Origin of the sequence: Comamonas sp. A7-5 (genome assembly GCF_039581385.1) — a bacterium.
GTDB lineage: Bacteria > Pseudomonadota > Gammaproteobacteria > Burkholderiales > Burkholderiaceae_C > Comamonas > Comamonas thiooxydans.
Genome location: NZ_JBCPWO010000003.1, coordinates 350,996 through 363,603 on the forward strand (window position 1 = coordinate 350,996; position 12,608 = coordinate 363,603).

A 12,608-nucleotide genomic window follows, 5' to 3' on the forward strand; every position below is an offset into this window, starting at 1 on the left:
ATTCATCGAAAAAAAGCACGTTGGTTTAGGCATTATGTTGCATGTTTCGCTGAAACCAAGGGAAATCCTTAGGTGCTCACAGTTCGCAGAACGGCGCCGGATTTGAAGTGTTTTGGCGGCTATTCCCTTGCTAGGAAAGGGCGAGTAGCTAGCAATTACTGAGCAAATGATCCGGATGGCTTTGATTCGCAAACCCAGCACTGGCGCGGGGTGATGAGCTGCTTGCAAAATGGATCCACCATGCTGACCTTTGCAGATATCCAAGCCGCCGCTGCGCGCCTGAATGGCGCCGTCCTTCAAACCCCTTTTGTGGAATCACGCACGCTCTCGCAGATCACGGGGGCACAGGTCTACCTCAAATTCGAGAACCTGCAGTTCACTGCATCCTTCAAGGAGCGTGGCGCGCTCAACAAGCTGCTCATGCTCAGCGATGCCGAGCGCGCACGCGGCGTGGTCGCCATGAGTGCGGGCAACCATGCCCAGGGCGTGGCCTATCACGCGCAAAGGTTGGGTCTGCGTGCCGTCATCGTCATGCCGCGCTTCACTCCCGGCGTGAAGGTGGAGCGCACGCGCGGCTTCGGTGCCGAGGTAGTGCTGCATGGCGACACATTGGCCGAGGCGCGAGCCCATGCCTACCAGCTGGCGCAGGAGCAGCAGCTGACCTTTGTCCATCCCTATGACGATGAAGCGATTGCTGCGGGCCAGGGCACGCTGGCGCTGGAAATCCTGCAGGCACAGCCCGATCTGGATGCGCTGGTGATTGCCATTGGCGGCGGCGGTCTGATTGCGGGCATTGCCACGGCGGCCAAGGCCATCAAGCCCGAGATGGAGATCGTGGGGGTGCAGACTCAGCGCTTTCCTTCCATGGTCAATGCGCTGCGCCACACCGATCTTCCGATGGGGACCTCGACGATCGCCGAGGGCATTGCGGTAACCCAGCCAGGCATCATCACCCAGGAGGTGGTGCAGCGCTGTGTGGACGACTTGTTGCTGGTGGACGAAGGAGATATAGAGCAGGCCGTGCTCATGCTGCTGGAGATCGAGAAGACCTTGGTCGAAGGCGCAGGGGCGGCGGGCCTGGCGGCCTTGCTGCGCTATCCCGCTCGCTTCAAGGGCCGGAAAATAGGTCTGGTGCTGTCGGGCGGCAATATCGATCCCATGCTGCTGGCTGCCATCATCGAGCGCGGCATGGTGCGCTCCGGTCGTCTGGCGCGTGTGCGTGTCAGCGCGCGCGACGTACCCGGCGTGCTGGCCCAGATCACGGCCACGGTGGCCGGAGCTGGCGCGAATATCGAGGAAGTCCATCACCAGCGTGCCTTCACCATGCTGGCTGCGCAGAATGTGGAGATCGAGTTCGTGCTGCAGACACGCGGCCACGCCCATGTGAGCGAGGTGCTGGAGCAACTGCGCCGCGCAGGCATGGAGGCGGCCCTGGTGTGAGGCTTGAGCCGCAGGCCTTGCTCAGGCCTGCAGGGGCGTGATCTTCTTGATCAGCGGGGTCACCAGGTCCATGGGCAAGGGGAACACCACGGTGGTGTTCCTGTCCGCGCCAATCACGGTCAGCGTCTCCAGGTAGCGCAGCAAGATGGCCTGAGGCTCCTGCGCCAGAACTTTCGCTGCCTGAGACAGTTTTTCCGAAGCCTGCAATTCGCCTTCGGCGTGAATCACCTTGGCGCGGCGTTCTCGCTCGGCCTCGGCCTGGCGCGCGATCGCCCGGATCATGGATTCGGTCAGATCGACCTGCTTGATCTCCACGTTCGAGACCTTGATGCCCCAGGTGTCGGTTTGCGCATCCAGCGCCTGCTGGATATCCAGGTTCAGCGATTCGCGCTCTGCCAGCATTTCGTCGAGCTGATGCTTGCCCAGTACGGAGCGCAGCATGGTTTGCGCGAGCTGACTGGTGGCCTCCAGATAATTGACCACCTGGATCACCGCCTTTTCCGCATCCACCACGCGCAGATAGATCACGGCATTGACCTTGACCGAGACGTTGTCGCGCGAGATCACATCCTGCGCGGGGACCTCCAGGACCACGGTGCGAAGATCGACCCGTACCACCTGCTGGATGGCAGGAATGATGAAGATCAGTCCCGGCCCCTTGACCTTCCAGAAGCGCCCCAGCGTGAAGACCACGCCGCGCTCATACTCGCGAAAAATCCGGATCGACGCCGTCCCCAGGCCAATCACCAGCATCAGCAGGATCAGCCAGAACAGGAAAGAAGCGCTAACCATAGAAGCCATCCTTTCAGCGAGGGACTTCGGCGCTGCGATCTGACGTTGGACGGTGCACATCGATTTCTTAATCGGCGCCGGGTCGTCCGCAAGCCCAGCATATGCTGTTGCACTCCGAGTGCGAACTTATCTGCGCATGGTCGACATCGAAGAAGTGCTGTTCGCCATTGGCGGACATGGGATGCGGGTCTGAGCGCCAAGAGCGGCTATGGCTTTCCCTGAGCCATGTCGCCAGGGCTGTGCCTAGAATGGCTGCAGAGCTTGCTTGTTTCACCGCCTGCTTTCAGGAGGAGCATTGATCACATGTCAGATGATTCCGCAGTGAACCACGAGGCACAGGACGCGGCCGAAGCCGTTGTGCCCTATATTCCCATCATCATTCCCGCCGCTGGCGCCGTGATGATGTTCCTGCTGGCCTTTATTGCCGTGAACATGGCCTAGGCATTCCAACCTTCTCGAGCCCAACCCCGCGACGCGGGGTTTTTTTACGTCTGTGCAGGTTATGAATGAATGTGACATGCATATTCTGATGCACAAAATGCATATATATTGCCCGTGATTTGCTGACAAATTCAAGGCCCCTACCTAAAATCGATCTCCCGCTGCTATTCAAAACAAGGTTGTTTTGACTATTTCAGACGGATTTCAGGCGCCAACAAGCGCTAGGGAAAGCAGGCGAGACACCTTCAAAAGCCTTTTTTCAAAGACGCAGCCGAGGATGCTTCTTTGAAAAACTGGTTTTTTAATTGAAGGACTTCCCCCATGAACGCCGCTGTGCAAAGCCTGAACATCCAGGCTCCCGACTACGTCAAGAACCCCAAGCTCATTGCCTGGGTCGCCGAAATGGCCGCGCTGTGCAAGCCTGCCCAGATCCACTGGTGCGACGGCTCGCAAGCCGAATATGACGCGCTGTGCCAGCAGCTGGTGGATGCCGGCACCTTCAAGCCCCTGGCCAAGCGTCCTGGCTCCTTCCTGGCCTGGACCGATCCTTCGGACGTGGCTCGCGTGGAAGACCGCACCTATATCTGCTCCGCCAAAAAGGAAGACGCAGGCCCCACCAACAACTGGATGGAACCTGCGGAAATGCGCGCCACGCTGAACCCGCTGTTCGACGGCTGCATGGCTGGCCGCACCATGTACGTGGTGCCTTTCTCCATGGGCCCGCTGGGTTCGCCCATCGCCCACGTGGGTATCGAGCTGTCCGACAGCCCCTATGTGGCCGTCAACATGAAGATCATGACCCGCATGGGCAAGGCCGTGTATGACGTGATCGGCACCAGCGGCGAGTTCGTGCCCTGCGTGCACACCATCGGCGCACCTCTGGCCGCAGGCCAGAAGGACGAGACCACCTGGCCTTGCAGCAAGACCAAGTACATCGTTCACTATCCTGAAACCCGCGAAATCTGGTCTTACGGCTCGGGCTACGGCGGCAATGCGCTGCTGGGCAAGAAGTGCTTTGCGCTGCGTATCGCCTCCACCATGGGCCGTGACCAGGGCTGGCTGGCCGAGCACATGCTGATCCTGGGCGTTACCAACCCCGAAGGCAAGAAGTACCACGTGGCTGCGGCCTTCCCCTCGGCCTGCGGCAAGACCAATTTCTCCATGCTGGTGCCGCCCAAGGCCTTCGACGGCTGGAAGGTCACGACCATCGGTGACGACATCGCCTGGATCAAGCCCCAGGCCGACGGCTCGCTGCGCGCCATCAACCCCGAGGCCGGTTACTTCGGCGTGGCTCCCGGCACCAATATGCTCACGAACCCGAACTGCATGTTGAGCCTGGACAAGAACGTGATCTTCACCAATGTGGCCCTGACCGATGACGGCGACGTGTGGTGGGAAGGCATGGAAAAGGACCAGGGCAAGCTGCCCGATCACCTGATCGACTGGCAAGGCAAGGACTGGACGCCCCAGATCGCCAAGGAAACCGGCGCCAAGGCCGCCCACCCCAATGCCCGCTTCACCGTGGCTGCGACCAACAACCCCGCGCTGGACGAAGCCTGGGACGATCCCGCCGGCGTGAAGATCGATGCCATGATCTTCGGCGGCCGCCGCTCCACCACCGTGCCTCTGGTGACCGAAGCCCGCGACTGGACCGAGGGCGTGTACATGGCTGCGACCATGGGCTCTGAAACCACGGCCGCCGCCTTTGGCGCGCAAGGCGTGGTACGCCGTGATCCCTTCGCCATGCTGCCTTTTGCCGGCTACAACATGAGCGACTATTTCCAGCACTGGCTGGATTTGGGCGCCAAGATCGAAGGCCAGGGCGCAACCCTGCCCAAGATCTTCACCACCAACTGGTTCCGCAAGAATGCCGAAGGCAAGTTCGTCTGGCCCGGCTACGGTGAAAACATGCGCGTGCTGAAGTGGATGATCGACCGTCTGGAAGGCCAGGCTCAGGGTCAGGAAACCGCCTTTGGCATTGCTCCCCAGTACGCCGAAATCAACTGGAGCGGTCTGGACTTCGATGCTGCCCAGTTCGACAGCGTGACCAATATCGACAAGGCGGCCTGGGCCGAGGAAATGAAGCTGCACGGCGAGCATTTCGACAAACTGGCCTACAACCTGCCCAAGGCCATGCTGGATACCAAGGCTGAGCTGGAAAAGCGCTTGAGCGCTTGATTCTCCCCCTGAGCCGCTGCGCGGCTTCCCCCTCTCTCTCTACGCGCTTCGCGCTATGGGAGGGGGACGACACCAGCGCGGCGGGGCGGCCCTTGCACGGTGTCCCTGACTGAGACTGTGCACATTAAAAAAGCCCTGCTGATTTTTTTCAGCAGGGCTTTTTGTTTGCTTTTATTTTTGTAGCTGTAAGCGTTTTCTGAATCTGGGATAGAGGCTTGTTTGGCTCTATTCCCCCATGCAAAAAGCCGCTGGCCTTGTGGGCAGCGGCTTTTTTCGGAGAGGCGCGGAGCTTAGCGGCTCTGGCGATCCATGGCACGGGCCAGATCGGCCATCAGGCGGGCATCTTGCAGCGCGGCGTTCCAGACGCGTTCATCGGCAGCAGCTTGCTGGCGGCTCTTGACCCAGGCGCGGTAGCCGGTGCGCACCAGATTGATGGCACGGCGTGCGGGAGTGGAGAAGAGGGCAATGCTGGCAAAAGCCATGGCCCACAGAACCATCCAGGCAGCCATCATATGACCGTCGCTCCAGGTTTCGGTTGCCTGGAAGACGCCGGCGGCCAGGGCGGCCAGCACCACAGCCAGCACCATCCAGTACGACCTGGACTGGGATTGCGCCTCGTGCTCGGCGGCAATGGCGGCCATGCGTTCATCGCTGGCTTGATAGATACGCACCACACCAGGGTGCTCGACACAGTAGGAGTTGTAAATAAAGTTGCTCATGGCAGTTAACCCTTTGACCCACGCTTTTGGCGAATTGCCCGGGGAATAGGTGTAACTATAGGGATTACCCTAGGTGTGTTCAAATTTATATTTTGAATCTGTAGCATTCACGGCAGTGATGTATTGGGTGATGCCATGTCTTTGAACTTTCGTTCTCTGGATCTCAATCTGCTGCGCGTCTTCGATGAGGTCATGTCCGAGCGCAGTCTCACGCGTGCGGCGCACAAGCTCAGCATCACCCAGCCGGCGGTCAGCAATGCCATGCGCCGGCTGCGCGAGGTCCTGGGCGACGAGCTGCTGGTGCGCCAGGGACAGGGCGTGGAGCCTACGCCGCGTGCCCAGGCCCTGTGGCCGGTGATACGCGAGGCCTTGCAGCATCTGGAGGGTGCACTCGCACCCGATGAGTTCGATCCCGAGACGGCCGCCACCACGTTCGTGATCGCCATGGCCGATGCCACGGCTGCCACGCTGATTCCGCCGCTGTACCCGATTCTGGCGCGCGAGGCACCGGGCCTGGGCATACGCCTGCTGCCGCTGACCACGCGCGATCCAAGGCCCTTGCTCGATGATGGCGAGGCCGATATGGCCGTGGGCTATTTCCCCGCCGTACTGGCCGACCTGACGGCGCGTGCCCAGGCTGGCGGGCTGGTGGCGTTTGACAGCCGCCGTCTGTATGAGGGCGAGTACCTGTGCGTGATGCGCAAAGGCCATCCGCTGGCGCATGTTCCGCTGACGCTGGACAACTATTGCGCGGCACGCCATATGCTGGTCAGCTTTTCGGGCCGCTCCTTCGGCTTCATCGACGAGGCCCTGGCCTCGCTGGGACGTTCGCGCGAAGTGGTGCTCACCGTCAACCAGTTCTTCACCGCGGCGCGCGTGGTACTCAACTCCGATCTGCTGACCATCTTGCCGCGCCATTTTGTGCCCGTGACCGGCATGAGCGACCAGCTGGAGCTGCGCGATCTGCCCTTCGATGTCACGCCCGTGCATGTGGATGCACTGTGGCGTCGGCGCGGCCCGCACCCGCAGGCCTATGACTGGCTGCTGAAAACGCTGACGCGCTCGGCCGAGATCACCTTTGCCAACGGTTCGGCCCAGGTCACTCACCATGGTTGACTAAACTAGCCACATGAAGATCCAGCTGCTGTCCGACCTGCACCTCGAAGTCCACCCCCAATTCGTGGCCCAGCCAGCCGCGGGCGCCGATGTGCTGGTGCTGGCCGGCGACATCGGCTCCTACCAGAGCAGCACCCAGGTCGACGGCGAGAACTTCGGGCTGGAGCGTTTCTCGCCGCTGCCGCAATACGCCAACTGGCCCACACCCGTGCTGTTCGTGCCCGGCAATCACGAATACGACATGCAGGACTTCGACGAGGCAAGGCTGCGCCTGCAGCGTGTGTGCGACAGGCTGGGTCTGATCTGGCTCGATCGTGAAACCGTGGTCATGGACGGGGTGCGTTTCATCGGCACCACGCTGTGGAGCGACTTCGACGCCATGGCCATGCATGAAGGCGTGAGCGATGCCACGCGCTTGCACAAACTGCGCGAGAAGGCCTTTCGCGCCGCCAATTTCTATCTGCAAAAGACAGGTGGCAGTCGCCAGGGCGAGCCGTTTCTGGCCGCGCCCATGCGCGAGGAAAGCCTGCTCTGCCAGGACTGGCTGCGCGCTGCGCTGCAGCAGCCTTTTGACGGACCCACGGTGGCCGTGACCCACTTTGCGCCCAGCCTGCGCAGTGCCGATCCGCGCTACGGCCTGGTACCCGGCACGGCCGGTTTCTGCAATGTGATGGACGACTTTCTGCCCCATGCCCAGCTCTGGCTGCACGGTCATCTGCATTGCGCCAGCGACTACATCGCATGCGGCCAGCGCGAGGACGGCAGCGAATGGCAATGCCGTGTGGTGGCCAATCCCCTGGGCTATGCCCGCAAGGGAGAGCAGGATGACTTTCTGCCGGCATCGACAATTGACTTGAGCCAAGTCAAGATGCTGACTGTCCCCAGCCCTTAGGCTTGAGACATCAACAAGGAGAAATTGGTATGAAGATCTTGCTCGCCGTGGACGGCAGTGCCTATACCCAGAAAATGCTGGCCTATCTGACCTCGCATCAGGAGATGCTGGGCACGGGCCATGAGTACACCATCATCACTGTGCAGCCGCTGCTGCCGCCTCGTGCACGCGCTGCGCTGGGCAAGGAAGTGGTGGAGCAGTACTACGACGAAGAATCCGCCAAGATCCTGCAGCCCGTGCTGGAGTTCCTGAAGGGGCGTGGTGTCGAGGCGCAAAGCATCGCCAAGGTCGGCCCCATTGCCGACACCATCATCCATGCCGCCCAGGACGGCAAGTTCGACCTGATCGCCATGGGCACGCACGGCCACGGCGCGCTGGGCCGTCTGGTCATGGGTTCGGTCAGCTCGCAGGTGCTGGCGGGCTGCACCATCCCCGTGCTGCTGATTCGCTGATTTTCATAGCTGCTTGCGCTTGATTTACATGCGTATCAGGCGGAAATCAGCTTCAAATCAAGGTTAGATGAGCGTCCACAGCTACAAAAACCAAAGTACCTCCGTTTGACATCAAGCTCTCAAGGCCGCGCTGCAAAGCACGGCCTTTTTTCTTGTCTGCATCAAACCGCTTGCAGCACTTGGCGGGCCTTGCCCAGCAAGGCCTGGCTGACACGGGCCAGCACGCGTGACTCCAGATTCCAGCAATGCCAGAACAGCGCGATGGACAGCGCATGGCCTGTTGCCACGTCGATCAGTTCACCGGCATCCAGCGCGGGCTGCACCAGCAACTGCGGCAGCACGCCCACGCCCCAGCCGGCACGCACGGCGCGCACCTGCGCCTCGCAGCTGGGCAGCAGAATCTGATGCTGCAGCGACACATTGCGCAGACCCAGGCAACGCGCCACAAATTCGGCCTGCATATCGTCCTTGCGGTTGAAGGACAGATAGGGCAGCTGGTTGAAGTTCTTGCGCGTCAGCCCCTGCGGCAGTCTTTGCCCGGCAAACTCGCGCGAGGCCACGGCCACATAGCGCATGGCGCCCAGAGGCTGCACGGTGCAGCCGCGCATGGCCTGACTCAGCGTGGTGACGCAGCCCATGACCTGGCCCGAGCGCAGCAGCTCCTGCGTGAAGTCCTGATCGTCGACCACCACCTCCAGCGGCAGGCCGCTCTTCACCAGCTCGTCCAGAGCCGTCATGGCCCAGGTGGCAATGCTGTCGGCATTGATGGCGATGGAGACGATTTCTCCGGCCAGACTTTGCCCGGTCTGCGGTGCCAGTTCCTGCAACTCATGAGCGAGATCGGCGCGCAGCAGGCGCAGCTGCTTGGCATGCTTGAGCAGCAGCCGCCCGGCGCTGGTGGGCTTGACGGGACGCGTGCGCTCCACCAGTACCGAGCCCACCTGGGCTTCCAGTGCACGCAGGCGCTGGGACACGGCCGACTGGGTGATGTGCAGCCTTTGCGCCGCGCGCTCGAAGCCGCCTTCTTCCACGATGGCGGCCAGGCATTCCAGTGCAACAGGGTCCCAGGAGCTCATGGCAACTTCATTAGCATTTCTGATGAAACTGCTGAAAATTTAATGCTGCTTTTGTTTGCCCGCAAGAGTGCAGACACTGGCCGCATGAAGATCATCGTCCTGGGCGCCGGCATCATCGGCATCAGCACCGCCTGGCATCTGCGCGAGCGCGGTCATCAAGTCACCGTGGTGGACCGCCAGAGCGGTCCGGCCCTGGAGACCAGCTATGCCAATGGCGGCCAGATCTCGGTCAGTTACTGCGAGCCCTGGGCCAATCGACAGGCACCCTGGAAGGCGCTCAAATGGATGTTCGACAAAGAGGCTCCTCTGCTGCTGCGGCCCCAGGCCGACAGCGCGCAATGGCGCTGGTGCCTGCAGTTCCTGGCCCAGTGCAATGACCGCGCCTTTGCGCGCAATGTGCAGCAGATCGTGGCGCTGGGCGCCTACAGCCATCTGGCGCTCAAGGACATGGTCCAGAAGACCGGTATCGAGTTCGAGCGGCTGGAGCGCGGCATTGCCCATTTCTACAGCAGCCCGCAGGCGTTTGCCGAGGCCGCCGAAGGCGTGGAGCTGATGCGGCAATACGGCGTGCAGCGTCGTCTGGTCAGCCGCGACGAGCTGCTTGCCATCGAGCCTGCATTCACGCCCTATGCCGCGCAGATTGCGGGCGGCACCTTCACTGCCACCGATGAGTCCGGTGATGCGCGTCTGTTCACCGAAAAGCTGGCCGGTCTCTGTGCCCAGGCCGGTGTGCAGTTCCTCTACGGCCACGACATCCTGAGCCTGCAGCCGGCGCGCAGGGGCAGGCCTGCCCAGGTGCAGATTCGCGACGGCAGCGATGGCGCCCCGCGCATGCTGAGCGCGGATGCCGTGGTGGTCGCCTGCGGCTCCTACACGCCGCTACTGCTCAGGCCTCTGGGCGTGAAGGTTCCCATCTATCCGGGCAAGGGCTATAGCGCTACCTTGCCGCTGCTGCAGCCCGAAAAAGCCCCCATGGTCTCCACCATCGATGACAGCCGCAAGGTGGCCATGAGCCGTTTGGGCAACCGACTGCGGGTAGCCGGCACCATAGAGCTGGGAGGCTTCGATTTGAGTCTGGACACGCCCACGGCCAGGGCGCGCTGCGAGATGCTGGTCAGGCGCGTGGAGGAGCTGATGCCCGGCGTCTGCGACACGCGCCTGCCCGAGCAGGGTGGCGATCCGCAGTTCTGGTGCGGTCTGCGGCCCGCCACGCCCAGCAATATTCCCTGCATCGGGGCCACGCAGGCAAGAGGCATCTGGGTCAATGCCGGGCATGGCACCCTGGGCTGGACGCATGGAGCAGGCTCGGGCAAGGCCATGGCGGCGCTGATGAGCGGCGAGCGCCCGGCACTGGATTTCCGGTTCTGGGATGAGCCGGCACCCGAGGTCGCTCGCGGCGCGCGGATTGCATCCGCCTGAGACAGGGCATAGGACTGCAGGACGAGTACGGGCTGGCTGACTCTTTTGCCCGGATTGACGGTATCGCTGCGTGGGGCTCTTACATACAATTACGCCAGCAACTCGTCCATGCCATGATCCAGCACGACATCACTCCTGCCCTTGAAACCTCACGTTCCTTTGCGCGTTCATTGCCCATGGCTTTGCTCAAGGCCCGCGAGGCGGTCATGGTGCGCTTTCGTCCCTCGCTGCGTGCGCACGGCCTGACCGAGCAGCAATGGCGCGTGCTGCGCGTCATGTGGGTGGCCGACAAGCGTTTGCGTCCCATGGAACTGTCGCAGCTGACCTTCATCAGCATGCCCAGCCTCTCGCGCCTGCTCAAGACGCTGGAAGGACGCCTGCTCATCAAGCGCGGCCGCCATGTAGCCGATCTGCGGGGTTCCGAGTTCGCCCTCACGCCAGCCGGCCAGGAGATGGTGGCCCAGATCGTGCCGCATTTCGAGACCATCTACACCGAGATCGAGGAGCAACTGGGCAGCGCCGAGAGCGAGCAGCTGTTCCGCATCCTCGAGCATGTGGTGCAGAGCCTGGGTCTGCCCGGCGAAGACGAGCTGGGCCAGGACTGAGGCGCCGGCCACGGCACAATGCAGTGATGAGTGCTGCGATTGCCGTCATCGACTTCGAAACCACGGGCATGACGCCCGCCCAGGGTGCCAGGGCCACCGAGGTAGCCATCGTGCTGCTGGAGCAGGGCCGCGTGGTGGACCGTTTCCAGAGCCTGATGCAGACCGGGGCCTGGGTCTCGCCCTTCATCACCGAACTCACCGGCATCACCAATGCCATGCTGCGCACGGCGCCGCCCGCCGCCGAGGTGATGCGCGATGCGGCCCGCTTTGTGGGCGCTGCGCCCATGGTGGCCCACAACGCATCGTTCGACAGCAAGTTCTGGCAGGCCGAGCTGGCGCTGGCGGGCGAAGCGGCACCCCAGCTGTTTGCCTGCACCGTGCTGCTGTCGCGCCGCATCTACCCGCAGGCGCCCAGTCACAGCCTGGGCAATCTGGCGCGCTACCTGCACTTGCCTTCCACGGGCCGTGCCCACCGGGCGCTGGCGGATGCCGAGATGGCGGCGGCCCTGCTGGCCCGCATGCAGCAGGATCTGTGCGATCGCCATGCCTTGCCCTGGCCCGAGCATGAGCTGCTGATGCAGCTGCAACGCTGCAGCAAAGCCAAGGTCGGCGGCTGGCTGGCGCAGCAGGCCGGCCAAGGGCTGCTGGCAGCTCAGACCCAGGATTGATGAAGCTTTAGGCCTGCAGGCCTGTGTATTACTGAGTGAGAAGCTATCAAAATTGATGATTCTGGCCTTAAGCCCTTACGGATTGTGACCGGCAAGGTTCAAGTTGATAATTGATCAAGTCCTGCAGATGCTCTTTGGGTCTGCTGATCTTGAACCGTGGCGCACCGTTGTGGTCGCTGACCTGAGCTCTGAATTTCGTGAACTCCGCCTTGCCTACCTCCGTCTTGCGTTCGGCCTTGCCTTTCTCGCAGCGCGAATTTCGCGATGCGCTGGGGCAATTTGCCACCGGCGTGACCATCATCACGGCGCGCAGTGCAGAGGGCCATGCGGTGGGCTCCACGGTCAGCTCCTTCAACGCACTGTCGCTGGCGCCCTCGCTGGTGCTGTGGAGCCTGGGTCTGAAGGCCAACTCACTGCCCGTGTTCCGTCACTGCACGCATTACGCGATCCATGTGCTGGCGGCTTCGCAAAAGCCGCTGGCCGAGCTGTTTGCACGCAAGGGCGCGGATCGTTTCAGCCATACCCAGCACCATGACTCCGAGCATGGCGTGCCGCTGCTCGAGGGCTGCAGCGCGGTCTTCGAGTGCCGCAATCTGCGCCAGCATGAGGAGGGCGACCATCTGCTCTTCATCGGCGAGGTGGAGCGCTGCGAGCACCATGCCGACCGCGCGCCGCTGCTCTACCACTCGGGCCATATGCACGCCCACGGCTTCGTCAGGTAGGGCCGGCTGCCGACTGGGAACCCTACCTAGTCGGCTTGAACGATACCGATCTCCAAGGCCCGCCCTAGATTGTCCCCAGGCCTGCTGT

Annotated in this window: 13 protein-coding genes; 10 read left to right on the forward strand and 3 right to left on the reverse strand. The window is 62.2% G+C overall.

Annotated features, from left to right (window positions below; genetic code table 11):
• Positions 1 to 240 precede the first annotated feature (240 nt).
• Entirely contained in the window at positions 241 to 1,440 is a 1,200-nt protein-coding gene (locus tag AAIL67_RS07130; protein WP_039049439.1) for a threonine ammonia-lyase, read from the forward strand.
• A gap of 21 nt (positions 1,441 to 1,461) precedes the next feature.
• Here the strand turns inward: AAIL67_RS07130 and AAIL67_RS07135 are convergent, their stop codons facing one another.
• Positions 1,462 to 2,232 (reverse strand): slipin family protein, encoded by a 771-nt coding sequence (locus tag AAIL67_RS07135; protein WP_003065227.1) that lies wholly within the window; start codon positions 2,230 to 2,232, stop codon positions 1,462 to 1,464.
• A gap of 303 nt (positions 2,233 to 2,535) precedes the next feature.
• On the opposite strand from AAIL67_RS07135, the gene AAIL67_RS07140 reads away from it, so the two are divergent.
• Positions 2,536 to 2,673: a hypothetical protein gene (locus AAIL67_RS07140; protein WP_003059912.1), complete on the forward strand. Its 138-nt coding sequence runs from the start codon at positions 2,536 to 2,538 to the stop codon at positions 2,671 to 2,673.
• Positions 2,674 to 2,994: 321 nt separating this feature from the next.
• Complete coding sequence (locus AAIL67_RS07145; RefSeq protein WP_063662576.1) at positions 2,995 to 4,851, forward strand: phosphoenolpyruvate carboxykinase (GTP); 1,857 nt, start codon at positions 2,995 to 2,997, stop codon at positions 4,849 to 4,851.
• Between the two features lie 290 nt (positions 4,852 to 5,141).
• Here AAIL67_RS07145 and AAIL67_RS07150 read toward each other — a convergent pair whose 3' ends face one another.
• Entirely contained in the window at positions 5,142 to 5,570 is a 429-nt protein-coding gene (locus AAIL67_RS07150; protein WP_003065220.1) for a hypothetical protein, read from the reverse strand.
• A gap of 135 nt (positions 5,571 to 5,705) precedes the next feature.
• Between AAIL67_RS07150 and AAIL67_RS07155 the strand changes: the two genes are divergently transcribed.
• The 3 genes from AAIL67_RS07155 to AAIL67_RS07165 are packed head-to-tail and all read left to right on the forward strand — an operon-like array spanning position 5,706 to position 8,030.
• On the forward strand, positions 5,706 to 6,686 hold the full coding sequence (locus AAIL67_RS07155; protein WP_034351561.1) for a LysR family transcriptional regulator: 981 nt from the start codon (positions 5,706 to 5,708) through the stop codon (positions 6,684 to 6,686).
• A 13-nt stretch (positions 6,687 to 6,699) separates the two neighbouring features.
• On the forward strand, positions 6,700 to 7,578 hold the full coding sequence (locus AAIL67_RS07160) for a metallophosphoesterase (protein WP_012836586.1): 879 nt from the start codon (positions 6,700 to 6,702) through the stop codon (positions 7,576 to 7,578).
• A 29-nt stretch (positions 7,579 to 7,607) separates the two neighbouring features.
• Entirely contained in the window at positions 7,608 to 8,030 is a 423-nt protein-coding gene (locus AAIL67_RS07165; protein WP_003065214.1) for a universal stress protein, read from the forward strand.
• A gap of 161 nt (positions 8,031 to 8,191) precedes the next feature.
• Here AAIL67_RS07165 and AAIL67_RS07170 read toward each other — a convergent pair whose 3' ends face one another.
• On the reverse strand, positions 8,192 to 9,106 hold the full coding sequence (locus AAIL67_RS07170; protein WP_045839301.1) for a LysR family transcriptional regulator ArgP: 915 nt from the start codon (positions 9,104 to 9,106) through the stop codon (positions 8,192 to 8,194).
• A 42-nt stretch (positions 9,107 to 9,148) separates the two neighbouring features.
• Between AAIL67_RS07170 and AAIL67_RS07175 the strand changes: the two genes are divergently transcribed.
• The 4 genes from AAIL67_RS07175 (at position 9,149) to AAIL67_RS07190 (ending at position 12,520) form a co-directional block, all read left to right on the forward strand.
• Entirely contained in the window at positions 9,149 to 10,525 is a 1,377-nt protein-coding gene (locus AAIL67_RS07175; RefSeq protein ID WP_343483668.1) for a D-amino acid dehydrogenase, read from the forward strand.
• A 113-nt stretch (positions 10,526 to 10,638) separates the two neighbouring features.
• Entirely contained in the window at positions 10,639 to 11,130 is a 492-nt protein-coding gene (hpaR, locus tag AAIL67_RS07180; protein ID WP_224649404.1) for a homoprotocatechuate degradation operon regulator HpaR, read from the forward strand.
• A 26-nt stretch (positions 11,131 to 11,156) separates the two neighbouring features.
• Complete coding sequence (locus AAIL67_RS07185; protein WP_034392918.1) at positions 11,157 to 11,798, forward strand: 3'-5' exonuclease; 642 nt, start codon at positions 11,157 to 11,159, stop codon at positions 11,796 to 11,798.
• Between the two features lie 197 nt (positions 11,799 to 11,995).
• Complete coding sequence (locus tag AAIL67_RS07190) at positions 11,996 to 12,520, forward strand: flavin reductase family protein (protein WP_034351237.1); 525 nt, start codon at positions 11,996 to 11,998, stop codon at positions 12,518 to 12,520.
• Positions 12,521 to 12,608 lie beyond the last annotated feature (88 nt).